The organism is Variovorax sp. 278MFTsu5.1, from assembly GCF_048305045.1.
Lineage (GTDB): Bacteria > Pseudomonadota > Gammaproteobacteria > Burkholderiales > Burkholderiaceae_C > Variovorax > Variovorax guangxiensis.
The window spans coordinates 5,835,292-5,861,289 of the sequence record NZ_CP157622.1 but is presented as its reverse complement, the minus strand read 5'-3'; the positions used below and the strand labels follow the sequence as shown (position 1 = coordinate 5,861,289).

The 25,998-nt window shown below is 66.0% G+C and carries 23 protein-coding genes; 7 read left to right on the top strand and 16 right to left on the bottom strand.

Annotation, left to right across the window (positions count from 1 at the left end; genetic code table 11):
* Nucleotides 1-43: 43 nt before the first annotated feature.
* Together ABL844_RS27295 and ABL844_RS27290 are read left to right on the top strand one after the other, a co-directional pair.
* A complete protein-coding gene (locus tag ABL844_RS27295) occupies nt 44-1,360 on the top strand; it encodes an HlyD family type I secretion periplasmic adaptor subunit (RefSeq protein ID WP_126023568.1) in 1,317 nt (438 codons plus the stop codon).
* Nucleotides 1,357-2,958 (top strand): TolC family protein, encoded by a 1,602-nt coding sequence (locus tag ABL844_RS27290; protein WP_184640779.1) that lies wholly within the window; start codon nt 1,357-1,359, stop codon nt 2,956-2,958. Before ABL844_RS27295 ends, ABL844_RS27290 begins: the two co-directional genes overlap by 4 nt.
* Nucleotides 2,959-3,085: 127 nt before the next feature.
* Here the strand turns inward: ABL844_RS27290 and ABL844_RS27285 are convergent, their stop codons facing one another.
* From ABL844_RS27285 to ABL844_RS27210, 16 genes are all read right to left on the bottom strand, one after another.
* A complete protein-coding gene (locus ABL844_RS27285) occupies nt 3,086-4,513 on the bottom strand; it encodes a sigma 54-interacting transcriptional regulator (RefSeq protein ID WP_418122730.1) in 1,428 nt (475 codons plus the stop codon).
* Between the two features lie 45 nt (nt 4,514-4,558).
* Complete coding sequence (locus ABL844_RS27280) at nt 4,559-6,715, bottom strand: TadG family pilus assembly protein (RefSeq protein WP_418129635.1); 2,157 nt, start codon at nt 6,713-6,715, stop codon at nt 4,559-4,561.
* Nucleotides 6,712-7,158, bottom strand: a complete 447-nt coding sequence (locus tag ABL844_RS27275; RefSeq protein ID WP_418122727.1) for a TadE/TadG family type IV pilus assembly protein — start codon at nt 7,156-7,158, stop codon at nt 6,712-6,714. Before ABL844_RS27275 ends, ABL844_RS27280 begins: the two co-directional genes overlap by 4 nt.
* 59 nt (nt 7,159-7,217) lie before the next feature.
* Nucleotides 7,218-7,697, bottom strand: a complete 480-nt coding sequence (locus ABL844_RS27270; RefSeq protein WP_418122725.1) for a TadE/TadG family type IV pilus assembly protein — start codon at nt 7,695-7,697, stop codon at nt 7,218-7,220.
* Between the two features lie 37 nt (nt 7,698-7,734).
* Complete coding sequence (locus tag ABL844_RS27265; protein ID WP_418129634.1) at nt 7,735-8,205, bottom strand: DUF3613 domain-containing protein; 471 nt, start codon at nt 8,203-8,205, stop codon at nt 7,735-7,737.
* Nucleotides 8,202-9,185 carry a tetratricopeptide repeat protein gene (locus ABL844_RS27260; protein ID WP_418129633.1) on the bottom strand — a complete coding sequence of 328 codons (984 nt, stop codon included), beginning with the start codon at nt 9,183-9,185 and terminating at the stop codon, nt 8,202-8,204. The genes ABL844_RS27265 and ABL844_RS27260 overlap by 4 nt, the downstream gene beginning before the upstream one ends.
* Complete coding sequence (locus tag ABL844_RS27255; protein ID WP_418122720.1) at nt 9,182-10,153, bottom strand: type II secretion system F family protein; 972 nt, start codon at nt 10,151-10,153, stop codon at nt 9,182-9,184. Before ABL844_RS27255 ends, ABL844_RS27260 begins: the two co-directional genes overlap by 4 nt.
* Complete coding sequence (locus ABL844_RS27250; protein ID WP_418129632.1) at nt 10,150-11,154, bottom strand: type II secretion system F family protein; 1,005 nt, start codon at nt 11,152-11,154, stop codon at nt 10,150-10,152. Before ABL844_RS27250 ends, ABL844_RS27255 begins: the two co-directional genes overlap by 4 nt.
* Nucleotides 11,147-12,469 (bottom strand): CpaF family protein, encoded by a 1,323-nt coding sequence (locus tag ABL844_RS27245; RefSeq protein ID WP_418129631.1) that lies wholly within the window; start codon nt 12,467-12,469, stop codon nt 11,147-11,149. The genes ABL844_RS27250 and ABL844_RS27245 overlap by 8 nt, the downstream gene beginning before the upstream one ends.
* 4 nt (nt 12,470-12,473) lie before the next feature.
* Nucleotides 12,474-13,757, bottom strand: coding sequence for an AAA family ATPase (locus ABL844_RS27240; protein WP_418129630.1), 1,284 nt, complete (start codon nt 13,755-13,757; stop codon nt 12,474-12,476).
* A 46-nt stretch (nt 13,758-13,803) separates the two neighbouring features.
* The gene (locus tag ABL844_RS27235; RefSeq protein ID WP_418129629.1) at nt 13,804-15,192 is read right to left on the bottom strand and encodes a type II and III secretion system protein family protein; all 1,389 of its coding nucleotides are present in this window, start codon (nt 15,190-15,192) and stop codon (nt 13,804-13,806) included.
* 41 nt (nt 15,193-15,233) lie between these two features.
* Nucleotides 15,234-16,232: a Flp pilus assembly protein CpaB gene (gene cpaB / locus ABL844_RS27230; protein ID WP_418129628.1), complete on the bottom strand. Its 999-nt coding sequence runs from the start codon at nt 16,230-16,232 to the stop codon at nt 15,234-15,236.
* A gap of 81 nt (nt 16,233-16,313) precedes the next feature.
* On the bottom strand, nt 16,314-16,796 hold the full coding sequence (locus ABL844_RS27225) for an A24 family peptidase (RefSeq protein ID WP_418129627.1): 483 nt from the start codon (nt 16,794-16,796) through the stop codon (nt 16,314-16,316).
* Nucleotides 16,797-16,820: 24 nt separating this feature from the next.
* On the bottom strand, nt 16,821-17,006 hold the full coding sequence (locus ABL844_RS27220; RefSeq protein WP_418122714.1) for a Flp family type IVb pilin: 186 nt from the start codon (nt 17,004-17,006) through the stop codon (nt 16,821-16,823).
* Nucleotides 17,007-17,430: 424 nt separating this feature from the next.
* A complete protein-coding gene (locus tag ABL844_RS27215) occupies nt 17,431-18,960 on the bottom strand; it encodes a L,D-transpeptidase family protein (RefSeq protein ID WP_418129626.1) in 1,530 nt (509 codons plus the stop codon).
* Complete coding sequence (locus tag ABL844_RS27210; RefSeq protein WP_418129625.1) at nt 18,927-20,024, bottom strand: tetratricopeptide repeat protein; 1,098 nt, start codon at nt 20,022-20,024, stop codon at nt 18,927-18,929. The genes ABL844_RS27215 and ABL844_RS27210 overlap by 34 nt, the downstream gene beginning before the upstream one ends.
* 159 nt (nt 20,025-20,183) lie before the next feature.
* Here ABL844_RS27210 and ABL844_RS27205 point away from each other — a divergent pair, with 159 nt between their 5' ends.
* The 5 genes from ABL844_RS27205 to ABL844_RS27185 all read left to right on the top strand — a co-directional run bounded on the left by ABL844_RS27205 (nt 20,184) and on the right by ABL844_RS27185 (nt 25,996).
* Nucleotides 20,184-21,146 (top strand): LysR family transcriptional regulator, encoded by a 963-nt coding sequence (locus ABL844_RS27205; RefSeq protein ID WP_418129624.1) that lies wholly within the window; start codon nt 20,184-20,186, stop codon nt 21,144-21,146.
* A 254-nt stretch (nt 21,147-21,400) separates the two neighbouring features.
* Nucleotides 21,401-21,925, top strand: a complete 525-nt coding sequence (locus ABL844_RS27200) for a hydroxyquinol 1,2-dioxygenase (protein WP_369660832.1) — start codon at nt 21,401-21,403, stop codon at nt 21,923-21,925.
* Between the two features lie 138 nt (nt 21,926-22,063).
* Nucleotides 22,064-23,071: a hydroxyquinol 1,2-dioxygenase gene (locus ABL844_RS27195; RefSeq protein WP_418129623.1), complete on the top strand. Its 1,008-nt coding sequence runs from the start codon at nt 22,064-22,066 to the stop codon at nt 23,069-23,071.
* A gap of 157 nt (nt 23,072-23,228) precedes the next feature.
* On the top strand, nt 23,229-24,692 hold the full coding sequence (locus ABL844_RS27190; RefSeq protein WP_418131962.1) for an aldehyde dehydrogenase family protein: 1,464 nt from the start codon (nt 23,229-23,231) through the stop codon (nt 24,690-24,692).
* A gap of 50 nt (nt 24,693-24,742) precedes the next feature.
* Nucleotides 24,743-25,996, top strand: coding sequence for an ABC transporter substrate-binding protein (locus tag ABL844_RS27185; RefSeq protein WP_418129622.1), 1,254 nt, complete (start codon nt 24,743-24,745; stop codon nt 25,994-25,996).
* Nucleotides 25,997-25,998: the final 2 nt, after the last annotated feature.

The following is a 25,998-nucleotide window of genomic DNA, read 5'->3' as shown; positions in this document are numbered from 1 at the left end:
GCGATGTGATGAGTGACGAACGAAGAGTGATCGGGGACGCGACTTGAAATCAGACCTGCCGCAGATTCTTCAGGACGAGAACGAGAAGCGCGCGGCCCAGACCTCGCCGCAGGGAAGGCGGCGACAGTGGATCATCGGCGGTGCCATCGCCGTGCTCGCGCTGGTCGGCCTCGGCTTTCCGATGGAGACCGTGGTGGTCGCGCCAGGCCGCGTGATCCCTTCGGACCGCGTGAAATCCATCCAGCATCTGGAAGGCGGCATCGTCAGCAACGTGCTGGTGAAGGAGGGCGAGAAGGTCAAGCAGGGCCAGTCGCTGGTCGAGATCGACCTGGGCGGCAGCGGCCTCAACCTCGAGGAGCTCACCGCCCGCTACGCCGCCACGCAGGCCACGCGCGTACGGCTCATGGCCGAGAGCCGTGGCCAGCCGCTCACGCGGCAGTCTTTCGCGACCGACATCGACGAGGGCGTGTTCGAAGGCGAGACCGGCGCCTACCAGGCGCGCGCGCTCGAGCAGCGCGGCGTGATGGCCGGCGCGGTGTCGGGCCTGGAGCAGGCGCGCAGCAAGAAGCTGGAGCAGGAGGCCAAGGTCAAGGGCCTGAGCGACCGGCTCGCGCTGATGCAGAAGGAGCTGGAAATTTCCGAACAGCTGCTCAGCGAGAAGCTGGTGGGCCAGGTCGAAGTGCTGGAGAAGCGCCGCCAGGCCGAGAGCGTGCGCAGCGAACTCGCGGTGGCGCGCCAGGGCGTGGTTTCCGCCAACGCCTCCATCACCGAGGCGCAGGCCAAGATGGCGGAGGCCGAGGGGCGCTTCCGCCGCCGCGCGTCGGACGAACTGGCCACCGTCGAGCGCCAGTTCGCGAGCCTGAGCGAAGACCTGGCGCGTGCGCGCACGCAGCGCTCGCGCACCGTGGTGAAGGCGCCTTCCGACGGCATCGTGAAGGGGCTGCGCAACTCCAGCCCGGGGTGGGTGGTGAAGCCGGGCGAATCGATTCTCGAAGTGGTGCCCGACGAGGACGAGATCATGGTCGAGGCGCGGCTCAACCCCAACGACCGCGGCTTCATCGAAGTGGGCCAGGAGGCGCGCGTGAAGATCACCGCCTACGACTACCTGCGCTACGGCGCGGTCGACGGCAAGGTCAGGCTGGTGGCGGCCGACGCCGACCGCGACCCCGCCATCTCCAACGGCGCGCCCTACTACCGGCTGCTCATCAGCATGTCGCAGTCGCACGTGGGCCGCGTCGAGAACCGCATCACCGCCGGCATGGAGTCCGAGGTGGACCTGCGCGTGGGCACCGACCCGTTCATCTGGTACATCCTGCGACCTGTTCTCAAGCTTCGCCGCGAAGCTTTCCGCGAACCATGAAGTACCGCAAACCGGTCGATCTGCGCCGCGTTGGCACCGGCGCCGTCTGCGCGGCGCTGTGCGCGGGCTTCGCGCTGCCGCCTGCGTACGCCCAGGAGCAGCAACAGCCGCTGCCGGAGCACCTGCTGCAGCAGCAGGAGATGGAAAGCGCCGCCAGGCTCACGGTCGCGCGCAGGCTGTCGCCGCCTTCGCTCGGCGCCGCCAGCTACGCGCAGCAGGTGAAGCAGGCGCTGATCGCGCTGTCGCAGGACTACCCCGAAGTGCAGACCATGCAGGCGGCCGCCAACACCAGCAGCTACGGCGTGGACGCCGCCAAGCAGGCGCGCTATCCGAAGTTCAAGGTCGGCACCTCATCGGGCAACTACAACAGCGGCGCGGCCAACGCCAAGACGCAGAGCTACACGGTGCTGACAGCCGAAGCCCGCGTGAGCCTGATCGACGGCGGCGCCATGAGCGCCGCCCAGCGCGCCGCCGAAGCCGGCAACCAGGCCGACGACGAGGCCGTCGTCACCACCTCGCAGAAGGTGGTGCTGGACGCGCTCACCGCCTACCTGCAGGTGCAGCGCTTCGACCTCAAGAAGCAGATCGCGCACAAGGCCACCGAGGTGGTGGCCGAACTCTCGAAGGCCGAGGCCCGCCGCGTGGCGCTGGGCGTGAGCGGCGACAACGACCTGAACATGGCGGCCTCGCGCCGCGCGCTGGTGGCCGCGCGCGAGTCCGACTTCGAGGCGCAGCGCGACGAGGCGATGGCCAAGTTCCGCAACTACTTCAAGTTCTCGCCGAACGCCGAATCGCTGCCGGTGCTCGCGGCGCCGGTGCAGTGGCGCATCGGCTCGCAGGAAGAGGCGCTGCGCCGTGCCGAGTCGCGCAGCACCGAGATCGCCGAGGCGCTGGGCCGCATCGAGCGGGCGAGGGCGCTTGCCGACCAGCAGGATGCGAGCCTCTACCCCACGCTCGACGCCGTGCTCGTGAAGAGCCGCGACCCACGCGGCGTTTCTCCGCAGGACCCGACGCGCGCCGCCTTCGAACTCAACTGGAACTTCGGCAACGGCTTCGACCGCCAGTTGCGCATGAAGTCGGCGCTGGCCGAAGTCGCCAACCAGGAGGCCAAGCTCGAGGGCGTGAAGCTCAACCTGTTCGAGCTCACGTCGGCCTCGTGGTCGCGCACCGTCTCGGGCCGCGAGCGCGAGAAGCAGCTGATGGAAGCCGTCAGCACCGCCGGCCAGGCCTTCCGCGGCCGCCGCCGCCTGATGGAGTTCGGCCGCGAGACCCTGCCCAAGGTGCTCGACGCCCAGCTCGACTACTACACGCTGCTGTTCGACTACGTCGACGGCGTCTTCGACCTGCGCATCTCCGAGCTGCGCCTGGCGCGCACCACCGGCGAACTGCGCATCGACCCCAACGGCCCCAACAACTGGATCGACCGCCTCTTCGGCGCGCCTAGCCGCCAGGTGCTGACCGAAGACGGGCTGCTTGCGAAGCTGTGCATCTCGAGCAATACGGCCTGCGCGAGCGAGCCGGTGGTGGCCGAACGCGCGACGGGAGCAGCCGGCGCGCCGCCTGCGCTACGCAGAGCACAACGTCTCTCGATCCCATAAACACGAGGCAAGCGAAGCGAAGCCAATTCGGGAACACCGCGGAACCGGCTCTGCCGGGCCGCAGGTGTTGCCCCCGGAAGGGGGTTGGCGAAGCGGACACGAAGTGCCGCGCAGCCTGGGGGAGAGCCTATTGTTCTTCCGGAATGCCCGGTTCGCCGTCGAGGATCTGGTACTTGCGCATTTTTTCCCACAGCACCTTGCGGCTGATGCCCAGGTGCTGCGCCGTGTCCTGGCGCTTCCAGTCGTTGATCTCCAGCGCCGCGATGATGCGGTTGCGCTCGCTGCTGTTCCAGCCCTTGCGGTCGGCGCTGCCGTCGATCGCGCCGAGGCCGCCGCCATTGCCGTTCATGCCGTTGCCGGCCGATGCAGCCGGTGCCGGCGTTCCGCGCGTGAGCGCGATGGCGCGCTGGATCAGGTTCTGGTCCCAGCCGTGCAGCTGCCGAGCGATCACGCCCACGCGCTCCGCGAGATTGCGCAGCTGCCGCACGTTGCCGGGGAAGTAGGTCTCGGCAACAGCATCGCTGAGCCAGTGCGGTGTCTCGCCGAGCGCTTCGAGTTCGTCGCCGAGCACGTTGCTCAGCAGTGCCTTGAAGATCGCGATCTTGTCGATCTCGCCGCGCTCCTCGAGGCTGGGCACGTGCAGCTCGATCACCGCGAGGCGGTAGAACAGGTCGGCGCGGAACTCGCCGCTGGCCACCATCTCGCGCAGGTTGCGGTTGGTGGCCGCCACCAGCCGGAAGTCCACCCGCACCGGCGCCGTCGCGCCCAGCCGCGTGACCGCGTTGTCTTCCAGCACGCGCAGCAGCTTCACCTGCTGGTAGCGCGGCAGGTCGCCGATCTCGTCGAGGAACAGCGTGCCGCCCGTGGCCTGCTCGAAGTAGCCGCGATGCGCATGCACCGCGCCCGTGAAAGAACCCTTGGTGTGGCCGAAGAAGAGCGACTCGAAAAGACCGTCGGGAATCGCGCCGCAGTTCACCGCCACGAACGCGCCCTTGCCGTAGCGCTGGTGGCCCAGGTGCAGCTGCTGCGCGATGCGCTCCTTGCCCACGCCGGTTTCGCCGCGCACCAGCACGCTGTGGTCGCAGTCGGCGAACGCGCCCACTTCGGCCAGCAGCGCCTTCATCGCATCGGAATGCGCCACCAGCACGTCGGGCGCCTGTGGCGCCACCTCGCGCGCACGCAGCTGGCGCACCAGCTTCGCGACCATCGTGCGCAACTCGGCGCAGGTGAAGTCGTAGGGCAGCACGTGCAGGTACTCGGGCGGATAGGTGCGCGAGTCGCGCTCGCGCGAGCCGGCCGCCACCCAGATCACCGGCATGCCCTGCAGCAGCTCCGTCGCATGCGCCAGCCCTCCGCCGTCGATGACCGTCACGCTGATGATCGCCACCGAAGGCCGCAGCGCAGCCCCCTGCTCCGGATGCGGCGTCGGCATGCCGTCGGCCCGGATGACCTCCACGTCGAAGCTCGCCATGCACCGCGCGATGCGGTCGAGGATGTCTGCCTTGCCTTCCCAGACAAAGAGGTCGAGTTCGTCGAAATTGGCGGGGGAGGTCATGAACGCTTGAATTGGTCGACGCTTAGGTCTGCAGATTGGGGCAACTCAATAGACGAGCGATGGTGCGGCATTGCAATCCAGAGTACGGAGATTGACGTCTACTTGACCCAGGTGAAGTCCGAGGACGTTCTGCAGTAGAGGAGTGAGTATTTGGGTGCCTAGGGCGTCAAGAATCGGCTGCAACAGTTGAAGCAAGAAGCCAACTAGGGAGGTAACTGCATTCGGTGTCGACCCGCTTCCGCTGCTGGACGAATTCTTCAAGCTGTCCGCGATCTTGCTGATGCATCCGGCATCCGAGCCATAGCCGCCGAGTAGGCCTCCTCCTGTGCATGTATTGCCTAGGAGGCCACCAAGGATGCCGTTTAGTACGTCTCCTACATTGTTGAGAAGGCCACCCACCAAATTGAGGATTCCAGAAATAAGACCGGCGACATCCAGTGTCAGCAGCTGGTTCAAGATGCTCACTGTATCTGTGCCCAAGTTGCCGAGAAAACCGCCGAGACCGTTGGCCGCTGTTGTGATCCTGTTGTTGACCGTTGTCAGTCGTGCTTTTCGGCAAGCACTGTCGTTCGCACCGCAAGGAGGTTTTCCCCAAAGATCCGTCGCCATGGCCTGGCGCTGTGCATCGGTCAGGGGCGCTGATTGGCTCAGTGAATTTGCCAAGAGTGATGCCAGCAAGGCATTGGTGATATTCGAAACGGTCGTTCCAATTAGCAGATCGTTGCCCAGCGTGCCGGTCTCGGACTGTGCCAATATCACGGCGGAGTTCGGCGGAAGTGGCAACGCATCGATCTTGAGTTGAGTGTTGAGCGAAACCAAATTGATGCCAAGGAGCCCCACGTTCAGCAACTGCTCGTTCTGAAGATTGGTTTCGCAGCTGGCGCTGGTTGAGAAAATCTCATCTTCCTTCGCGGGATCAGCTCCCGGCTTACCTACGCAGACCTTGAGAATCGATGCTTGCACGTCGATGCGTGCACGATCGACGCCTGCTGGTGTTCTCAACTCGGGCGTGCACATCTGCGTGAGAGTTCCCTTGCCGTTGATTGCGTCAATCATGATCGGCAGTTTCAGCCGTACAAGGCTGCCCACGATGGGGAGATTGCCTGTATCGATCTGGACATAGGTTCTTAGTTGCCCGGTGTACGCAGTCGCTCCGACACCGCCTACGGCGATTGAGGGCGGCTCGATCAGTGCAACCCGGGACTTGATGAGATTTGCTGCGCTCAAGTCGTTGATCGCGATGGCGTGTTTTTGCGTGGCAATACCGATACCGGTAGAAAGAATATCGAGTGCATTGATCCCCACATCCAATGCTGCGCCCGCCGGGCCATCGGGTGCTGTGATTTGTAGCAGGGATCCCAGGGGAACAGTCAATCCTGAGAGGCCCAGCTTGGCCTGGATGGCGTTTAGCAACAGGATGTTGCTTGCCAGCAAGTCGTTGTCAGCACCTGCCGCTTGTACCGTTGCGTCTAATAACTGGGCGAGCGTGACGGTCTTTGCGTTGAGAAGTGCATTCAACTCCCCTACGGTGATGTCTGCATTGACTGGTATTCCCAGTTTTTCCAACAAGCCAGTCGGTGTCACTTTCAGTTGGGCAAGACCGTCATAGCCAACCAATGAGCCGGATAGATTGAGGCCGATGCCTTTGAGCGCCCGTCCCAGCAGTGAATCGCCGCTGATCTCGACGAGCTTGGTGCCGATGGAAAATGAAGCAAGCGGAGCACTCAGTGCAGCCACGGCATTGACGCTGATGATGCGATTGCCGTCGAAGAAAGGCAGAAGTTTCACAGTCTCCTTCTGAAAGCTCACACGTACTGCATTCGGAGTGCCGGAGGTCGCGGGAGACTGGAAGCTGGTGGCCCTGTCCCAATAGCCGCATTGCACTTCACTTGCGACCAGCGAGAAACCAATAGGCATATTGCGTGCCGTATCGCTTGCCGAGGTGCCGTTTGCGTTCGATTGCGCCGCGGTACTCGCTGCGGTGCAGCCGCTGCGGATCTGCTGTGCACCCGCCAGCGCGGCAAGGTCCGCCGCCTTCTGGAATTCCCGCTTCATGAAGTACATGAAGCCGATCTCGGTACCGATCAGAGTGATGACGATCAAGCTCATCGCGATTGCCGTGTTGATGAGGACCGAACCACGGATTCGCTTGTGGCGAGGGTGATTCTGAAATGCAGCGTTCATGTCGAAGATGCCCTTCAAGACGCTTGAAGCGCGGCGGTTGTCCGGCTTTGCAATTGATCGGGCATCCATTGCTCCACCAGTGGAATCGTGGGTAGTAGCTGGTTTGCGCTATAGGGGTACCTTACGGTGACTACATAGCGGATGTAGGCTCCCGGGCTGCTCGGAGTGCTGCGGGCCACGTCCACCGGAACGTTGGCGATGATCCAACTGCGTCGCGCTGCAATGCTGGTGTTGGCCGACGCGGGAACCACTATCGAGTTGGCAAGTGAGTCGTACACAGCATCCTTGACGCGCTGATCGCCTGCAGTTGGTGCTGGCGTAAGCAGGCCCACAGTCCGCGCCCCTTCTTCCGATGCTCGCGTGATCGACTGCTGCACATAAAACACCGCTCCGAAGGTCGCCAGTGCATACAGCACGCTGAACAGGATGACAAAGACCATCGCGAACTCGATGGCAGCCACGCCGCGCTGCATTCCACCGGCAGTCTGGCGCCTCTTGCCATTCGAATATCGACCAGCAGTCAAGGAACTCTCCCATCGAGGAGCATGTTTGCCTTGCCGACAATCTGGTCAGGCATTGCAAAGCTGGGGAAGGGTGGCAGCAATTGCTGCAGATTGTTGGCCGTGACGGTCACGATCATCTGGCATCGTGTATCCCAAGTAGTGCATGCGGGGTTTGCGCAGTTGTTCGTCAGCACCTCGCACACTGTTGCTTCGACGCCTGGAGCCACTTTGCTCGGCATCCAGCTGCTGCTGGACATTGCAGTCGCCGTGGCCTGATCCTTACGCTTATTCAGAGTGGGCTGGTAGCGCAACGCCGCGCGGGCACCATCTTCCGCAGCGTTCTGCAACCCCATGCGGAACGCGAACAGCATGCCGTAGGTGATGACGCCGTACAGCAGGGAAAAGGAGATCAGGAACACCATGGCGAACTCGACGGCGTACGCGCCTCGCTGGCCGTGTGCACGGTTGCGGTTGCGAAGTCGGAGGGAGCTGTCCATGGCGCGCCTACTGCGTCTGTGCTGGTTGCGTGGCCGCCTACTTCGGGATGGAGCTGGAGCCTGAGCCGCTGCCCGTCTGCTTGACGGTCGAGCTCATGCGCTCGGGAATGGGAAATTCGAAGCTCTTCAGGTAGCGTTCGTAGCTGCGCGTCGCGACATTGCCCGCAATAGGACGCGGCGTTGTGGAGGCGATCTCGCCGCCGCGCTGCCATGCGAACAGATCATGCGTGGCGTCGCCCACCTGAAGCGGTTCGTATATGACGTAGTCCTCCTCGTCCATCCCTTCCTGCCCCTGCGCGGGCGTCGGGTCGGGAGTGGCCGGGCCTGCGGTACCAGCGGCGGCCGGGGCCTTCGATTCCTGGACCTTCGCGGGTGTGGGCTGTGCTTGCTGCTGTGCCTTCACCGCGGGTCCGAAAGCCATCAGCACGGCTGCGATGCCGAACGCGGACAGCATGGCCAGACCGTTCGTAGCGACGGCGCGCGCCTGCTTTTTTTCTTCTCTTCTCATTGGGTGCCTCGTGAGGTCGGGGTCGGCGAAATGGCGGCCGCGGCATCTACTGCAACGGGGTTGAGCTGGCTGGCCGTGCGGATGCCACCGTTGCTGGACCAGCGCGAGGCCTTGAGCATCAGCGGCTGTTGCTGCGTTGCCATACTGTCTTCGCGCGCCGGCTCGGTGGCGGCGGGAAGCGGGCGCACGATGGCAACGGAAGGCAGCGCGGCGCGGGCAGCTGCGAGAGGCGTCGTACCGCCCGCGCGCAGCTGCTGCGCTGCGTCGCGCACCGCCGCGCGTGCCGCGGCGGACATGCGGTTGGCTTCCATCAGCCTGTCGGCCTGTTCGCTCTGGCCCGTGACTTCGAGATACAGCGCGAGATTCGACTGTGCCTGGGCGCTGTCGGGGCGCAGCTGCAGCGCCTGCATCAGCGGCAACCGTGCTTCGTCGATCTGTCCGGCGCGCAGGTTGGCATAGCCCAGGTCGCTGAGCAGGGCTGCGTCGGTGGGCGTCAGTCGCTGGGCCTGCTTCAGCAGTTGCACGGCTTCGGCGAAGCTGCCGCGGGTGCCGGCCAGGAGGCCGAGGCCGCGGTAGCCGGCGCTTTCGAGCGGCGTGCCGACCAGGCGCTTGTAGGCCTGTTCGCTCGCGGCGGCCTGTCCGGTCTGGCGCAGGGCATCGGCGCGCATGCGGGTCGACTCGGGCGACACGCCCCATCGCTGTTCCAGTGCATCGATGTGCGCCAGCGAGGCGAACCACAGGCCTTCCTTCTGCATCTGCTCGACGAGCTTGAGATAGGTGGCTTTGGTGTCGACGGAGGCTCCTGCCTTGGTTTCGGCGGCCGCTTCGGCGGAGGCGCGCTGCTGCGCATCGGCAGCAGCGGCGTACTGGTCCTTGAGCGCGCCACATCCGGTGATTGCGACGGCGGCCACCACCGCGACGCCGCAGGCTAGCAGACGGCCGGCGCGGCCCGTGCGCCCGGGGAGATCGAGGGGTGTCATTTGCTGATGGCTCCCAGTGAACGGAATATTGCGATGAAGCCCGGTCCCGCGGTGACGATGACCAGTGCCGGCAGCAGCGTGGTCACCATGACGCCTGTCATCTTCACGGTGATCTTTCCGATGCGTTCCTTCATCTCGGAGCGGCGGCTTTCGCGCAACCGGTCGCTGTAGATGCGTAGCGGCTCCTGCACCGCGCCACCGTGTCTGTCGACCTGCACCAGCAGCGAGACGAGGCCGCGCATGTTCTCGTTCCTGTGCAGCGTTGCGAGGCGATGCAGGGAATGCTCGCGCGTGCGGCCCTGGCTGTACTGCGCGTTGGCAATGGCCAGCTCGAAGCCGAGCACCCGCAGCACATGGCGGAAGTCGGTCGCCATGATCTGCAGGCTCTGGTCCAGGCTCAGACCCACGCCTTGCAACAGCCGCAGCAAGTCGATGAACAGGGGCAGCTCCTGCGCCGCGCGCTCGCGCCGGCCGGCGGCAATGCGGCCGAGCACCCACTTGGGCGCCATGAAGCCGACGGCGGTCGCGGTGGCGAGGACGATGGTGACGGTGCTGCGCACATGCCCGCCGCTCCAGAAGACATAGGCCAGCAGCGGGAGCACGAAGGCAAGCGAGATCCGCGTGACCAGGAAGATGAGCTGCGACCGCTTCGAAGGAAAGCCGCACTGGTCGATGAGGTTGCGGTCTTCGTCCGCCACCAGCGCACGGCCGAGCTTCGAGTCCAGCCAGTGGAAGGGCAGGTCGAGTTCGGGCTTGGGAGGGGCGTCCTGATCCACGGCGAGTTCGACGGCGGACTTCGAGCCCGGATCGGCGGCTCCGGCCGCCTGCCTGATGGCCCGGCCGATGACCTGCCCGCTGCGCGTGCGGCGAAGCTCGGCCGCGATGAGCGCCGCGGCGCCCACCAGCAAGCCCAGCGCCAGCAGAACGATGCTGTAGATGGTCAGTTGGCTGGACGTGAGCGCCGTCATGCCAGCCTCGCCAGACGGTAGAGCAGCGCTGCACCCGTCAGCTGCAGGCCCACCGCGGAAAAGATCAGGATGCGGCCGGTGCCGTCGTTCCACATCCCCATGAAATAGCTGGGGTTAGTGAGGATCAGGAAGGCACCAACCGCCACCGGCAGCAGGCCCAGGATCCAGGCCGAAAGACGCGTCTCCGAAGACAGCGCGATCAGTTCCTGCTCGGCCTGCTCGCGGTCGCGCATGAAGTTGCTCACGCGTTCCAACAGCAGGTCGGCGCGGCCGCCGTATCGCACGCCCAGGCCTAGGATGGAGGCGAGCAGGTACATCTCCTCGATGCGCACGTTGTCCGCCGTCTGGTGCAGCGCGCGGTCGAGATCGACGCCCGCGCGCACCAGTGCCGCCGCGCGTTCCAGGTGGCCGCGCAACGGCGCCTGCGTGGTGGCGATCGCGAGCTGGAAAGCCGCCTGTGTGGAGTTGCCGATGGTGATCAGCCGCACCATGGCGTCGATGTAGCCGGGAAGCTGGTGGATCAGCTTGCGGCGGAACTTCTGCAGCTGCAGCCACAGTGCGAAGCTCGTCAGCAGCACCAGAAGGAACAGCACGCCCAGTGCCGCGAGCCATCCGATCAGCAAGCCTACGAGCACGACGATGCCGACGATGGCCGCGAGTGCGAAGGCGATGGTGCGTGGCTCGATCACGCCCACCATCCACCCGGGAATCACTCGTTCGACAAGGCTGATGCGCTCCGGCGCGACGGGGGCTGCGCCGGTGTCCAGCCATGGGTCGGTGGTGAGGCTGGAGGCAAGGCCGTCGCCCGGCATGTCGCGCAGCGGCATTGGAATCGGCGGAGCATCGGCTGCCGAAGCCGCCGCTGACGCCTGAATCTGCTGACTCAGGTGCCGCCCCGTCGCCTGCCGCCCCTGCCGGTTCTTCGCCCACTGCCACAGCAGCAGGCCAGCGGCCGCGAGCAGCAGCGCAATGCAGAACGCGACGAGCAGGCCTTCACGCACGGTTGTCTCCTCCATGCTGCGCCGCGCGCTGCAGCGACTGGCGGAAGCGCGTGATCTTCGGCGAGTGCGGCGCGATGCCCAGCGACACCCAGCGGTCACGCTCCTCGCCGTCGGGCGAGACGATCGGTTCGTAGCGGTACAGCTCCTGCATCGCCACCACGTTGTCGTTCACGCCCGTGACCTCGCTCAGCGAGATGATGCGGCGCTGCCCGTTCGAGAGGCGCCCGATCTGCACGATGAAGTCGATGGCGTTGGCGATCTGGCGGCGCAGGCTCACCTCGCTGCCCTGGTAGCCGGCGAAGCCCGCGAGCATTTCCAGGCGGTACAGGCATTCGCGCGGCGAGCTCGCGTGGATGGTGCCCATCGAGCCTTCGTGGCCGGTGTTCATGGCCTGCATCATCTCGATGACTTCGGCGCCGCGCACCTCGCCCACGATGATGCGGTCGGGCCGCATGCGCAGGCTGTTGCGCAGCAGGTCGCGGATCGACACCACGCCCTGGCCGTCGAAGCCGCCGGGGCGGCTCTCCAGCCGCACCACGTGGCTGGTGCCCAGCGAGAGCTCGGCCGTGTCCTCGATGGTGATCACGCGCTCGCGCGCCGGGATGAAGCTGGCCAGTGCGTTCAACAGCGAGGTCTTGCCCGAGCTGGTGCCGCCGCTCACGAGGATGTTGCAGCGCGCGCGCACCGCGATCTCCAGCAGCTGCGCCATGCCCGCGTCGAAGGTGCCGAGCTTCACCAGGTCGGCCGGCGTGAGCGGCTCCTTGCGGAACTTGCGGATCGAGACCGACAGGCCGTCGATGGCCAGCGGTTCGATGATGACGTTGATGCGCCCGCCGTCGGGCAGGCGCGCGTCGACCATCGGGTTCGACTCGTCGAGCCGGCGCCCCAGAGGCGCGAGGATGCGCCGCACGATCCGCATCACATGCTCCGAATCGGCGAAGCGCACCGTCTCGCGCTCCAGCACGCCGTGGCGCGACACGTACACGTTCTGGTAGCCGTTGATCAAAATGTCTTCCACGGCCGGGTCGTTGAGCAGGTCTTCCAGCGGACCGAAGCCGGCGAGCTCCTTGGTGAGCGCGTCGGAGATGAGCTGCATCTCGCGGTCGTTGATCGGCACGCGGCGCAGGCGCACGAAGCTGTCGACCTCCAGCTCGACGAACTGCTGGATCGACGCGCGCGACCAGCGGCCGAACTCGGCGCCCAGCTCCTCGATGCGGCTGAGCAGGTGGTCGTGCGTCCAGCTCTTGATGTCCTGGAACTGCTGGGAGTTGATGAACGCCTGGTCGTCGTCGGCGAATTCGATATCGGTGGACATGGGCTCAACCTTCGTGTGAACTCTTCCAGAGGCCGGTGACCTGCGACATGAGCGCAACCCAGCGTGGATCCTTGGCCGGGGGTTGGCCCGAGGCAGACATGTATTCCTGGTGCAGGCTGCGGGCGAGTCCGGTCACGGCCTGCGAGTAGGGGTCGCTGCGCGCGGTGCGCACCAGCATCTCGCCGCGGCTCGCGGCGGCGAGCAGCTGTGCGCTGCGCGAGGGCAGCACGTGCCGCAGCGGCAGTTCCAGCCGCTCGGCGATGTCCTTGGCCGTGAGGCCCACGTGGCTGTCGAACTTGTTCACCACCAGCGACAGGCGCTCGGTCTCGATGCCCCGCGTGCGCAACTCCTTGAGCATGTTGGCGGTGGAGACGATGCCGCCGATGCTCTGGTCGCACACCACCCAGGCCTGCTGCGCCTCGCGCACGGTCTGGGCCATGAAGTCGATGGTCGAGAAGCCGCCGAGGTCGGCGATCTGGAAGTCGAAGAAGTCCGCGAGGCGCTTGATCAGCGAGACCGAGTCGGCATGCGAGATCTCGCGCACCTGCGCCAGGCTCGTGGGCAGCGGCAGGATCGCCACGCCGCTGGTGTGGTGCGCGAGCGCGGTGTGCAGCAGCGTCTGGTCGAGGCGGCGCAGGTTGCGCACGCCGTCGACGAAGCTGAAGCCGCTTTGCGTGTCGAGGTAGAGCAGGCCGTCGCGTGCGGGCAGGCCCAGGTCGAGCAGGGCCACGCCATGGCGCGAGCTGCGGCCCGGCGGGCGCTGCGGCGCCTGCGTGAGCTGGTCGTTCAGCGCGAGAGACAGGCTGGTGGCCAGCGTGGTCACGCCGAGGCCCGCGCGCGCGCCCAGCAGTGCGAGCGTGCTGCCGCGCGTGCCGCCCTGGAGCGTGCTGCGCCGCTCGAGCAATGTGCGCAGCGTGACCACGGCGTCGGTAGGCGGCGCGGCCATGTCGATGAAGTCGTCCACGCCCGCGCGCAGCGCCGAGAGCATGGCGGCGGGCTCGGCGGAGACACCGGTGGCCAGCACCGGCAGAGTGGGCCAGTCGCGCTTCAGGCGCTGGTGGAGCTGGCTCGCGGTGGCGCCCTGGTCGGGCGAGAAGTCGATGAAGACCGCCACCGGCCCCAGCAGGGCGATGCGTTCGTCGATCGACTTCGTGTCCGGCGGCAGGACCACCACGGAGCCGAGGGTGCCGAGCGCGTCGGTCAGCCAGGTGATGTGGCCGCCATTGCTCGACGCGAAGAGATAGGTCTCGCTGCCTGTTTCTGGGATGCTGTCGCGTGGTGCGTTCATGGTGCCAGCCTGCGATGCATGTTCCGGGTCATCGATGTCGGGTCGGTCAGCGGGAGAAGCCGGGCACGGGCGTGTCGATCGCGCCGCCCAGGAAGTACGAGCGCCACACCGCGCCGTCGCGCTGCTCGGCGGTGCCGGGCAGGTAGGGCGTGAGGTCGGTGCCGCGCGCGATGGGCTTGACCAGGTGCGGAGTGACCAGGATCACCAGCTCCTTCTCCTTCATCTGGTAGTTGTTCTTGCTGAAGAAGGTGCCCAGGATCGGCAGGTCGCCCAGCAGTGGGACCTTGTCCGCATTCGAGGTGGTGGTGCGGCTTACGAGGCCGCCGATGATGAAGCTCTCGCCGTCGCCCAACTCCACCGTGGTATCGGCGCGGCGGGTGGTGATGGCGGGCACGGCGACGCCGTTGAGGCTCAGGGAATTGGTGTAGTCGAGGTCGCTGGCTTCAGGTGCCACCTTCAGCACGATGCGCTCGTTCGAGAGCACCGTGGGCGTGAGCGTGAGGCCGATGCCGAAGGGCTTGTATTCGATGCTCGTGGTGCCCAGGCCCTGCGGCACCGGAATTGGCAGCTCGCCGCCGGCCAGGAAGCTCGCGCTCTGTCCCGACAGCGCCACCAGCGTGGGCTCGGCCAGAACGCGCGCCATACCGTTGCCTTCGAGGAAGCCGACGTTCAGGCCGATGCCGGCCTTGCTGAAGTTGAAGAGAAGACTGAAGGCCTGCGAAAGCGGGTTGTTGTATTCGCCGCTGAGCTGTCCGTTGGAGGCGAAGGTCGCGGACGCCAGCGATGAGGGCGAGAAGACGCCGAAGCTGAACCCGCTCGAGTTGGGACGCGTGCTGAAGATGTTCAGGCCGGCCTGCTTGAGTACGCTCCGGTTGAACTCCACGACCTTCACTTCGACCTGAACGGTGCTGCTGCGCACGTTCACGACCGAGCGGTCGATCAGATCGGCCTTGTCGGCGGCGCTGGCCAACGCGGTGTCGCGCGCTTGCTGGTGGGCGGTCATGCTGTCCATCGATCCGGCCAACGTTGCCGTGCGTCGCCGCACCTCGATGACGTAGCTGGTTGCCGCCGCGCTGCCCTTTTCCCAGACCATCAGCGAGGTACGGCCCGCGGCCTTGCCGGTCACGATCAGCCGTGCCGCGGGCGAGCTCTGCGTCTTGCGCGTGATGGTGACGCCGGCCACCGCCTCGTCGCCGATGGCCATGCGGTCGATGCCCTTGTCGATCACCAGCTCCTGCTGGGTTCCCGCGCTCAGCACGATGGGACGTTGCGGTTGTGTGCGCGCCGGCTGCGCGTCGGCGGCAACCGTTACCGGGGACCAGACGGCTTGTGTCATCGCGCACAGGGCAATCAGGGACGGGCGCAGCAGCCGCGAGGAAGTGTTCATGAGGCTGCGAGTGGCACGTGTCGACTGCTCGCGAGGCGTGGTGTGCATGTGTTGTTTTCCTGGATGGCGGATTCCGGCTGGCTGCCTGCTCAGTAGCTCACGGTCTCGCTGCGTTCGCCGCGAATGACTTCGACCTGAAGCCCGCTTCGCGCGGGACCGGCCGCGCGCGGGGCACCGTTGGTGGCGGCGCGCACTTCGATGGCTTGCGGGCGGACACCCGGGCCCTTGCCGCCGGTGACGAGGTCTGCGGCGGTCAGGCCGGCCTGGGCGCGGTCGAGTCCTTCGAGAGGTGTGCGGCGCGGCTCGCCGGCCTTGGAAACGGACGGCTGCAGGGCGGTGGGCAACTCGGCGAAGAGCTTCGGATCGGGCTCCGACATGTCGGTCGGGTTGCGCAGGGCGAGCATCAGGCGGCCGCTGGCGTCGCCGATGGTCAGGCGGTTCACTTCGTCGACAGGCACGGCGAGAACGGCGGTGCGGGCCTGTTCGTTGCGCTGGGCCTGCTGTGCGGCTGCCTTGTCCGGCGACTTGGATTGCAGGCCGTCGACGGAGGCGCTGCCGAAAGCCAGCACGCGCTTGCGTGCGAGCAGCAGTCGCGCCTGGCTGCGATCCACGTCCTTGCCGTCCGACTTGAGCGTGATGAAAACATCCACGAAGTCACCGGGCTGGATCTTGTTGCCTACGCCCATGACCTCGTCGGCCTTGACCGCCACGGCACGCTCGCCTTCGTTGATGCGCAGCGCGAGACCGGAGACCAACTGGTTCTCCATCACCGGCGTGCCTTCGGCGAGGTCGAGCACCGGAACTCGGCCCGTCGCAACGTTCACGTCTTGGAAGGCGCCAACGGGATTGATCGTCAGCCGTTCCACGCGTAGCGCATCCGCGGGAATGGCCAGGCCGGCAGGCAGGGGCTTGGACGCCACCACGACGGGGTATGTAAGCGTCTGCTGGGTCTTGGCGGGAACGTTCGCCGGGTTGGCGGCTGTCGTCACTGGCACGGGCGCCTGCCGGCTCAGCATCCATGCATAGACGCCCAGCGCGATGGCCAGGAGTACCAGGATGGCTGCGATGATTTTGGAGAAATTGATCATGTGCGGCGGGCTGGAGGGTGAGGGCAAGCGATCATGAAAAATGGGAAATGAATGGCCTGCGGTGACAGAGGCGTATGGCTGCTAACTCTGTCGTCCCCAGAACATCCAGGCCACCGTGGCCAGTGCGAGGTAGGCCCCGTAAGGGATGAAGCGAGCCCGGCTTGGCGATCTGCCGCCAGCGGAGGGGGAGGGCGGGCCCGAAAGGATCAGGGCAAGCCGTGGGAAGAAGGGCCAGCGCTGCAGGGCGAGCCAGAGGGCTCCGTGCAATCCTGCGAACAGACTGGCGATGATCCAGATCGGCACCAAGGCGGACATGCCGACCCAAAGTCCGAGAGCACCAGCGAATTTCACGTCGCCTGCTCCCATGAGCCCCATTGCGTAGAAGAGCAAGAGGAAACCGAAGCCTGATGCGGCGCCTGCGAGTGCTGCTGTCCAGCCGATGCCGAAAGGCTGCGCCCCGAGGCCGAGGATTGCCAGAGCCAGGACAACTCCGGACAGGACCAGCCAGTTGGGAACACGGCGCTTTCGGAAGTCATATACGGCAACACAGAGCAGCCAGAACAAGCAGGTCAATGCCGGCACTTGTTTTTACTTGACGGTAGTCTTCAACTCACTGGTAATGTCCGTGAAGACCTTGGCCAGTCGGGCACCTAGACCATCTTCTCCTGCCAAAACTCCAACGATGGCAACGGAAATAAGCCCCGCAATAATTCCATATTCAATTGCGGTCGCGCCTTCTTCATCGCGCAAAAAACGAGCAATAGAGCTAAGCATGATTTCCCCTTTCAGGAAGTGTTAACAAAGGCTTGCGAGGTGGATGTTATACAGCGTAACTCCGTGTATCAACAAGGCAAACCCGCAAGACTTTCGTCAGAGTGTGCTAGCCGAAAGGGGTAAAGCAGGATAGCGGCCAGCCTCTCGCCAGCCCGAGCCAGGAGTGGCCTGGTCAACTGGTTAACGATTAGGAAACGAATTTTTCCCTCTGTAGGCCACATGGCGCCTCCCATGAAGGGGGGATGTGGCGTAACGCCGCAGGGAACGCTCGGAGCGGGGGTGTTACGGGAACAAACCCGTTACGCGTTACGTAGCATGGGGTCCGAAGCCCCAGATGTAACGGTCAAAAAAGGCCCAACTCGTGAGCAAAAAGTCACGAGTTTGAGGGGGTCGCCCCTTCGGCGGGAGGGTTTCGGGCCGGGCTTCAGCCCAGGATTTCTTCGTGGAAGAGCTTCCAGTCGGTACCCTGGCGTAACCAGTACTGGCGACGGGAACGTCCGCTCTTCTCGCCTTCGAACACTTCGCCGAAGGTAACGACCATGGTGTCGTCGCCGTCCTTCCAGTGAAGGTACGACATGTCCTTGAGCTGGACGCGCTTGCCCTGCGCATATTTCACTTCGTCGTCGACGACTGAAATTCCCTCATTGGATTTCTTGCTGCTGCGCTGGAAATCGGGCAAATAGAATTTCTTCAATTGCGCTTCATTTCCGCTGGCGCGGGCGTCTTTCCAGCCGTTGATAGCACTTGTAATTGACTGGGATTCTTTTTCTGCCTGCGGTTGCGAAATCCATTGCAGGCTGCGCGCGGTCACCACCGGGGTGGCGCCGATTTGCACTTTTCGCAATAGCTGCCTGAGGTCGGGGTTTGCCATGACCACGCAGCCGTCGCTCGCCAGCGGCGCCCGGGCGAACTGCTGCGGCGGCGTGCCGTGCAGCCAGATGCCGCCGCCGGTCTTGCCGCGCCGCACGTCGTACGGGTTGGGGTAGTTGATGGGCAGGGCACCCGCGCCGTAAAAGTCCTTCAGCGACTTCGGATCGAGGCTGCTGGTGATGTAGTACACGCCCAGCGGCGTGCGCGCATCGCCTTCGGTGACCTTGTCGGTGCCGGCCTTGCCGACCGAGATGTAGTAGTCGGCCGTGAGCTTCAGGCCCTTGTCCGAGTTCTCGAACAGGTACAGCCGCGAGCGCGATGCGTCCACGGCGATGGCGTAGCGGCTGCGGGTGGACAGCGCCAGGAACTGCGAGGGCACGGTGTTGGCCGGCGGGCGGTCGCGCAGGGCCTGCAGGCGGCGCTTCGATTCCTCGTGCAGTTCGGCCATGGCCGGGTTGCCGCGCATCTTCGCGATGCTGGCGGTGTCGGGCAGCGAGTTCGACGGCGGCAGCTGCGCCGCGAGCAGGTCGCCGTAGACGAGTTGCGCGAGCTGGAAGTTCGGATAGTCGCGCACCAGGTCGCGCGCCTTGGCCAGCGCGGGGCGGGTCTGGCCGCGGCCGAACATTTCGTAGACCGCGATCAGGCGGGCTTCGGCGTTGCTGGCTTCCTGGATGGCGCCTGCGGGTGCAGGCTTGCGCGTGGTCCTGGCGGCGGTCGCCGAAGTCGCGGCTGCTGCAACAACGGCGGTACCGGCCTTCCTGCTTTTGGCGCTGCGGGCTTCCTTCGCTTCCTTGACGGAAGAGGGGCGTCCGGCCGCACCGGCACGCGCCGTGGACCGTGCATTGGCAGCCGGGCCCTTCGCCCTGGTTTTTTCCTTGTGGACGCTGCCGCTTGTCTTGGCCGTCTTGCCGGCGGCGTTCGAAGCCAGCGCGACACCGGGCGCCGCGAACATCAGTGCGGAAACGGCGGCAAGCGCCGCGAGCAGTTGCTGCCCGCTGCGCAGACGAAAAGGGGGATGCTGAAGCCGGCCCTGCCGGACGATGTCTGCCACTAGCCGCCGACGCTTTCCTTGCGAATGTGCCATTGATTGCCCGAGCGCTGCATCTCCAGCGTCTTGCGGCTCGAAACATTGAGATTGTCCGCGCGGTAGATCTGGCGGAACCTGGCCGTCGCGTTCTGGCCGTCGACCTTGATCGCGAGGTTCTCGATGTTCACGCTGATGCTCGACTTGCCGACGATGCGCGCGCGGCGGTCTTCTTCCCAGTTCTTGCGGCTCTGGCCGCCGGCGGGCGTGAAGTCGGAGCCGTAGGCCGCGAGGTAGCGGTCCATGTCCTGGCTGGCCCAGGCCGAGGCCCAGGCGCGCACGGCCGATTCGACTTCGGCATTGGCGGCGGTGTTGGTCGCCGAGGCTGCCGGAGCGGGCGCGGGAGCCGGTGCAGCTTCCGGTGCCTTGGGTGCGGCGGCCACCGGTGCGGGAGCGGACGCGACCTTGGCGGGCGGCGGCGGAGCGACAGGTGCCGGAGCCGGCGCAGGCGCTGCCTTTGCAACCGGGGCCGGCGCGGGCGCGGCGGCGATCAGCGCGGTCGGCTTGGCGCCGGGCGGCGTCGGCGTGAAGAGCGTACGGATTACCGCCAGCTTGGGCTGCACGGCCGTGTTGTTCTGGTCGAGCTGCAGCGCCTTGCTGTAGGCCTGGCTCGCGAGCCGGGCGTACACGTCGCCGAGGTTCTCCTGGGCGGTGGCGTAGCTGGGGTTGGTGCGGATCGCGCTTTCCAGCGCGGCGCGGGCCTTGTCGAACTGGTTCTGGCTCGCGTAGATCACCGCGAGGTTGTTGTACGGCTCGGGCAGTTCGGGCGCGTCGAGCGTGAGTTGCGTGAAGGCGGCGATGGCTTCGTTGCGCTTGCCGGTGTCGAGCTGGATCACGCCCTTGAGGAAGCGCATCTGCGGATCACGCGGCTTGTCCTTCAGGAAGGCCTCGGCCTTCGCCATGGCCTCGTCGAGCTTGCCGGCCTGCATGAGCTTGTCGACTTCCTCATGCTCGATGGCGGCCAGCGCCGGAAGGGCGGCGCCACAGGTGGCCGCGGCCAGGAGCAGGGCGCGCACGGTGGGGGAGAAGCTGAAACGGGCGCGTGGCCTGGGGCTCTTGGGCATTGCGGACAAGACCTCGTAGGGGTGGGTGATGCGGCAGGGATTGTAAGTGGGGCGGGTAACCCCCCGATACAGGGATGACGGGGCTTTCGCGGCCTTTAGGCTTGCCCGCAACGCCGCCCGAAGCCCCCGCGCAGGGCGGCCCCGCAGTACAGTGCCGCCGTGGACCGCCTCCAAAGCATTGAAACTTTCGTTCGTGTCGCGCAGACCCAGAGCTTCGCCGAAGCCGCAAGGCAGCTGCGGGTGGCCAATTCGGTCGTCACCACGCGGGTCAAGCAGCTCGAGGAGTTCCTCGGCGCGCCGCTCTTCCATCGCAGCACGCGCGTGGTGCGGCTCAGCGACATGGGCCAGGCCTTCCTGCGCGACTGCACCGAGCTGGTGGCCCGCGCCGACAGCATCGTCGACCAGATGCGCGATGCGCGCGGTACGCCCTCTGGCACGCTGCGCGTGCATGCGCTGACCGGCATGGTGCTGGGACGCTTCGCCTCGCTGCTGCGCGAGTTCCAGTCGACCTACCCCGACATCCACCTGGAACTGATCGTGAGCGACGCGGTGGCCGACCCGGTGAAGGCGGGCGTCGACTGCGCGCTGCAGATCTTTCCCGCGGCCTCGCAGGAGTTGGTGGCCAGGCCGCTCTTCCCTGTGCGGCGGGTGCTGTGCGCCACGCCGGCGTACCTGAAGGCACACGGCACGCCGGCCACGCCGCGCGAACTGCACCGGCACAAGCTGGGCCTCTATTCGGGCTACCCCACGCGCGACCGCTGGACCTTCCACCACGGCGGCGAGCAGACCACCATCTACCTCGCCGCGGCGCTTCTGACCAACAGCGTGCACCTGCTGCGCGAATATGCGCTGGAGCATGCGGGCATCGTCTGCCTGCCCACGCTGGTGGCGGGTGACGCCATCGCACGCGGCGAACTCAGCGTGGTGCTGGCCGACCACCAGCTGTCGTCGTTCTCGCTGAGCGCGGTGTATGCCGGCACCTCGCGCAATGCGCTGAAGCTGCGCCTTTTCATCGAGCACATCGCCACCCGGTTTACGCGCGTTCCTCCGTGGGATGCGACGTTGATCGAGCGTGGCCTCATCCCGTCGGAGCTCATCGAGTTCAGCCGCACCAGCGGATGACCTAGGTACTCCCCCAGGCTTCGCGCACTTCGTGTCGCTGCGCCAACCCCCTCGCCGGGGGCGACGCCAGCGGCCCGGCGAAGCCGGTTCCGCGGCGTCTCGCGAACAAGTCCTATGACTCGCTCTTGGTGAGCAGGCCGAACCGGGGTAAACCCCAGCGATTATTCGGAAGCTCCGAATAATCCTCTTCCAAACTGGTCCCTACCGGTGCCGCCGCATGGCTCCTAGAGTTCGCTCACCCAAGGAGACAAGCCATGACAGCCGCCAAATCCACCGCCACCTACAAGACCCGCTTCGGATCCCTCAAGCACTTCGAGAAGGGCCACGTCGAGCCCATCGACGACGACGTGCGCCACTACGCCTTTTCGAACTGCTTCGAGATCGCGAGCCTCAGCAAGCCGTACGAGAAGGTCGTGTTCGGCCAGAACCAGATCTACGTGCTGGAGACGCTGCGCGCCGAAGGCGCCTCGCCCTGGTACACCTGCGCGCACGACGAGTTCGCGCTGGTGATGGACGGCGACGTCGAGGTGCACCTCGTGCAGCTCGACGAGAGCCAGGCGGTGGCCGACAAGGACAAGAACGGCGCCGTGCTAGTGAAGGGCGAGCCCAGGGGAAAGAAGATGGGCTGGATGAAGCTCTCGCGCGGCCACCAGGGGCTGCTGCCCAAGAACACCGCCTACCAGTTCCGCAATGCCGGCGAGCCGGGCGTGATCGTGCTGCAGAGCTGCAAGGGCGATCTCTCGATCGAGAAGTGGGCCGACATCTGCCAAGCACATTGACTCGCCCCCAGGCTTCGCGCACTTCGTGTCGCTACGCCAACCCCCTACCGGGGGCAACACCTGCGGCCCGGCAAAGCCGGTTCCGCGGTGTTCCACGAAGGATGCAGGCCACCTGTTCGACCAGACAAGGAAAACACCATGAACGCACCCGCAGAACTCGCCAAGGTGATCGCGTCGCAGCCCGACACCACGCTCGGCTACAAGGACTTCTCTCTCGGCAGCTTCAGCTTCCGCCGCGACGAGTATTTCGTGCACATCGGCTGGAAGACCCGCGACGGCCGACCCATGAGCCACACCATGGACGCCGGCAGCTACCTGCGCGCGCTGATGCGCGACGTGGCGTGGGGCTTCTTCTACGGCTGGGTCAACTTCGATGACGTGTTCGGCACCGTCAACCACTACGAGTCGGTCGACCTGTACGCCGGCAGCTTCAACGGCACCATGAAGGAAGCGGGCATCGACCTGCTGGAGAACTTCCCGACCGCGCAGATCCGCGCCACCTTCGAGGCCATGCTCGACGACTGGACGAACGAGAGCTTCGACCCCTTCGCCGCGCCGCAGGAAACCGGCTCGCCCTATGGCCGCAAGAACGGCAACAACACCGCCAAGATCACCAGGGCGCGCGAGCTCGCCAAGCGCTGCGTGGGCCTGAAGGGCGACCTCGACCTGCGCAGCGACGAGCGCGGCGCGCCGGTCAACCGCGCTTTTGCCGACGTGCCGCAGGGCCAGCCCGAGCTGCACCCCGAGCCCGGCTTCGAGAACGAGGTGCACGCCTTCAATCTCTTCGGCTTCCTGAGCCGCTCGCAGGTCACCTGGAACCCGAGCTTCACCTCGGTGGTGAAGCACAGCTACATGTGCCCGACCACCGAGGAGCACATCCTGCCGATCATCCACGGCAACGACCGCGTCGAGTGGTTCTTCCAGATGACCGACGAGATCCACTGGGACTGCGGCGACAAGAACACCGGCAGGCCCATGGCCCGCGTGATCATGAAGGCCGGCGACATGGCCGCCATGCCCGCCTACTGCCGCCACCAGGGCTTCAGCCCCAAGCGCTCGATGCTGCTGGTGTGGGAGAACGGCTCGCCCAGCCTGGTCTACGAGATCCAGAAGGGCGAGTCGCCGGAGATTCCGGTCCAGTTCTGAATGGCCCCCTCTCCCGCGAGCGGGAGAGGGCTGGGGTGAGGGTCGCCGCTGCGCCCTGAACGCCCCCTCACCCCGACCCTCTCCCCAAGGGGAGAGGGAGGAATGCAAAGACATGAACCCCAATGACATCGCCGCTTCGGCAGGCCTGCGCACGCCCATTCGCCGCCAGCTCTTCATCGACGGCCGCTTCGTCGACGCCGAGTCCGGCGAGACCCTCGCCACGCTGAACCCGCACGACAACACGCCCATCGTCGACGTGGCGCTCGCCGGCAAGGCCGACGTCGACAAGGCCGTGGCCGCGGCGAAGCGTGCCTTTCCCAAGTGGAGCCGCATGGCCGCCGCCGATCGCGGCCGCATCCTGCTGAAGCTGGCCGACCTCATCGAGGCCAATGCCGAGGAACTCGCGCGCCTCGAATCGCTGGACACCGGCCATCCGATCCGCGATTCGCGCCGCCTCGACGTGCCGCGCACCGCCGCGTGCTTCCGCTATTTCGGCGGCATGGCCGACAAGTTCCAGGGCGAGACCATCCCGGTGGAAGAGGGTTTCCTCAACTACACGCTGCGCGAGCCCGTCGGCATCGTCGGCCAGGTGGTGCCGTGGAACTTCCCGCTGATGTTCACCAGCTGGAAGATGGCGCCCGCGCTCGCGGCTGGCAACTGCATCGTGATGAAGCCGGCGGAGATCACGCCGCTGAGTTCGCTGCGCATCGCCGAGCTGATGGCCGAGGCCGGCCTGCCGCCCGGCGTGGTCAACATGCTGCCGGGGCTCGGCAGCGTGGCGGGCCAGTACATCGGCGAGCATCCGGAGATCGCGAAGATCGCCTTCACGGGCAGCACAGCCACCGGCCGGCGCATCGTGCAGGCCAGCGCCGGCAATCTGAAGAAGGTGCAGCTGGAACTCGGCGGCAAGGGGCCGAACATCGTCTTCGAGGACGCGAACCTGCAGGCGGCCGTCAACGGCAGCGCATGGGCCATCTTCCACAACCAGGGGCAGGCCTGCATCGCGGGCTCGCGGCTGATGCTGCACGAGAAGATCGCCGACGAATTCCTCGCGCAGTTCATTCCGCTCGCCAAGTCGATCCGCCTGGGCAACCCGCTGGACGACGCGACGGAGATGGGGCCGCTCACCAGCGCGCAGCACCGCGAGCGCGTGCTGAGCTATGTCGACGTGGCGCTGGGCGAAGGCGGTGAGTTGCTGGCGGGCGGCAGGTCGCCCGGAGGCGACCTGGCCAAAGGCTGCTACGTGGAACCCACCGTGATGCGAGCGAAGTCGTACAAGGACCGCGTCGCGCAGGAAGAAGTCTTCGGCCCGTTCGTCACCGTGCTCACTTTCAAGTCGGACGAGGAGGCGATGCAGATCGCCAACGGCACCGACTACGGCCTGGGCAGCGGCCTGTGGACCCGCGACCTGCAGCGCGCCCACAAGGTCGCGCGCGACTTGCACGCCGGCATGGTCTGGATCAACAGCTACAAGCGCGTGAACCCCGGCTCGCCCTTCGGCGGCGTCGGCCAGAGCGGCTACGGCCGCGAGATGGGCTTCGACGCGATGCGCGAGTACACGCAGGTCAAGAGCGTGTGGGTGAACGTCGACGCGCAGATTCCGCCGCACTTCGCGCGCTGACCCCCTGAAGCGGCGGAAAGAAGAAAACGACAGAAGAAACGGAGACAACCATGGCATTCAACCGCAGACAGTTCACGCAGGCCTCGGCCGCGCTGGTGGCATCGGGCGCGGCACCGCTGGTGTTCGCGGCCGACACGCTGAAGATCGGCTACGTGTCGCCGCAGACCGGGCCGCTCGCGCCTTTCGGCGAGGCCGACAAGTGGGTCATCGACCAGATGAAGGCGGCGTTCAAGGACGGCATCAGCGTCGGCGGAAAGAAGTACGCGGTGCAGATCGTGCTGAAGGACAGCCAGTCGAACCCCAACCGCGCGGGCGAGGTGGCGAACGACCTGATCCTGAAGGACAAGGTCGCGCTGGTGCTCACGGCCGGCACGCCGGAGACCGCCAATCCGGTGAGCGACGCCTGCGAACTCAACGAGGTGCCCTGCATCTCCAGCGTGGTGCCGTGGCAGCCGTGGTTCTTCGGCCGCAAGGGCGACCCGGCGAAAGGCTTCAACTGGACGTATCACATGTTCTGGGGCCTGGAGGACGTCATCGCCAATTTCACCAACGGCTGGAAGACGCTCGCCACCAACAAGAAGGTGGGTGGCCTGTTCCCGAACGACGGCGACGGCAACGCCTGGGGCGACAAGGAGCTGGGCTTTCCCAAGCCGCTCTCGCAGATGGGTTTCACGCTCACCGACCCGGGCCGCTTCCAGAACGGCACGCAGGACTTCAGCGCGCAGATCGCGGCCTTCAAGAAGGAGGGCGTGGAGATCGTCACGGGCGTGGTGATCCCGCCCGACGCCAAGACCTTCCTCACGCAGGCGCGGCAGCAGGGCTTCAAGCCCAAGGTCATCACGCTGGGCAAGGCGCTGCTGTTCCCCGGCGCGATCGAGGCGCTGGGCGACCTGGGCGACGGCCTCTCGACCGAGGTGTGGTGGAGCCCTTCGCACCCGTTCACCTCGAGCCTCACGCAGCAGAGCGCGAAAGCGCTGGCCGAGGCCTACGAGGCCGGCACGAAGAAGCAGTGGACCCAGCCCATCGGCTTCGCGCACGCGCTCTTCGAAGTCGCGGCGAATGCGCTGGGCCGTGCGAAGTCGCTGAAGGCTTCGGACGTGCGCGACGCGGTGGCATCGACCGCGATCAACTCGGTGGTCGGGCCGGTGAAGTGGGGCGGGCAGGGGCCGTTCAAGAATGTCAGCAAGACGCCGCTGGTGCTCGGCCAGTGGGGCAAGGGCAGCAAGTACAAGGTGGAGCTGACCATCGTGAACAACGAGGCGGCGACCAGCATTCCCACCGGCGGCAAGCTGCGGCCGCTGTGAAC

What these genes read in the sequence shown, in the direction of transcription:
- ABL844_RS27220 (WP_418122714.1), bottom strand. Translation starts at nt 17,006, where the DNA reads ATGCTTAGCTCTATTGCTCGTTTTTTGCGCGATGAAGAAGGCGCGACC.
- ABL844_RS27185 (WP_418129622.1), top strand. Translation starts at nt 24,743, where the DNA reads ATGGCATTCAACCGCAGACAGTTCACGCAGGCCTCGGCCGCGCTGGTG.
- ABL844_RS27240 (WP_418129630.1), bottom strand. Translation starts at nt 13,757, where the DNA reads ATGAACGCACCACGCGACAGCATCCCAGAAACAGGCAGCGAGACCTAT.
- ABL844_RS27210 (WP_418129625.1), bottom strand. Translation starts at nt 20,024, where the DNA reads ATGCCCAAGAGCCCCAGGCCACGCGCCCGTTTCAGCTTCTCCCCCACC.
- cpaB (WP_418129628.1), bottom strand. Translation starts at nt 16,232, where the DNA reads ATGATCAATTTCTCCAAAATCATCGCAGCCATCCTGGTACTCCTGGCC.
- ABL844_RS27265 (WP_418129634.1), bottom strand. Translation starts at nt 8,205, where the DNA reads ATGAGAAGAGAAGAAAAAAAGCAGGCGCGCGCCGTCGCTACGAACGGT.
- ABL844_RS27285 (WP_418122730.1), bottom strand. Translation starts at nt 4,513, where the DNA reads ATGACCTCCCCCGCCAATTTCGACGAACTCGACCTCTTTGTCTGGGAA.
- ABL844_RS27290 (WP_184640779.1), top strand. Translation starts at nt 1,357, where the DNA reads ATGAAGTACCGCAAACCGGTCGATCTGCGCCGCGTTGGCACCGGCGCC.
- ABL844_RS27215 (WP_418129626.1), bottom strand. Translation starts at nt 18,960, where the DNA reads ATGGCACATTCGCAAGGAAAGCGTCGGCGGCTAGTGGCAGACATCGTC.
- ABL844_RS27255 (WP_418122720.1), bottom strand. Translation starts at nt 10,153, where the DNA reads ATGACGGCGCTCACGTCCAGCCAACTGACCATCTACAGCATCGTTCTG.
- ABL844_RS27245 (WP_418129631.1), bottom strand. Translation starts at nt 12,469, where the DNA reads ATGTCCACCGATATCGAATTCGCCGACGACGACCAGGCGTTCATCAAC.
- ABL844_RS27270 (WP_418122725.1), bottom strand. Translation starts at nt 7,697, where the DNA reads ATGGACAGCTCCCTCCGACTTCGCAACCGCAACCGTGCACACGGCCAG.
- ABL844_RS27235 (WP_418129629.1), bottom strand. Translation starts at nt 15,192, where the DNA reads ATGCACACCACGCCTCGCGAGCAGTCGACACGTGCCACTCGCAGCCTC.
- ABL844_RS27260 (WP_418129633.1), bottom strand. Translation starts at nt 9,185, where the DNA reads ATGACACCCCTCGATCTCCCCGGGCGCACGGGCCGCGCCGGCCGTCTG.
- ABL844_RS27195 (WP_418129623.1), top strand. Translation starts at nt 22,064, where the DNA reads ATGAACGCACCCGCAGAACTCGCCAAGGTGATCGCGTCGCAGCCCGAC.
- ABL844_RS27200 (WP_369660832.1), top strand. Translation starts at nt 21,401, where the DNA reads ATGACAGCCGCCAAATCCACCGCCACCTACAAGACCCGCTTCGGATCC.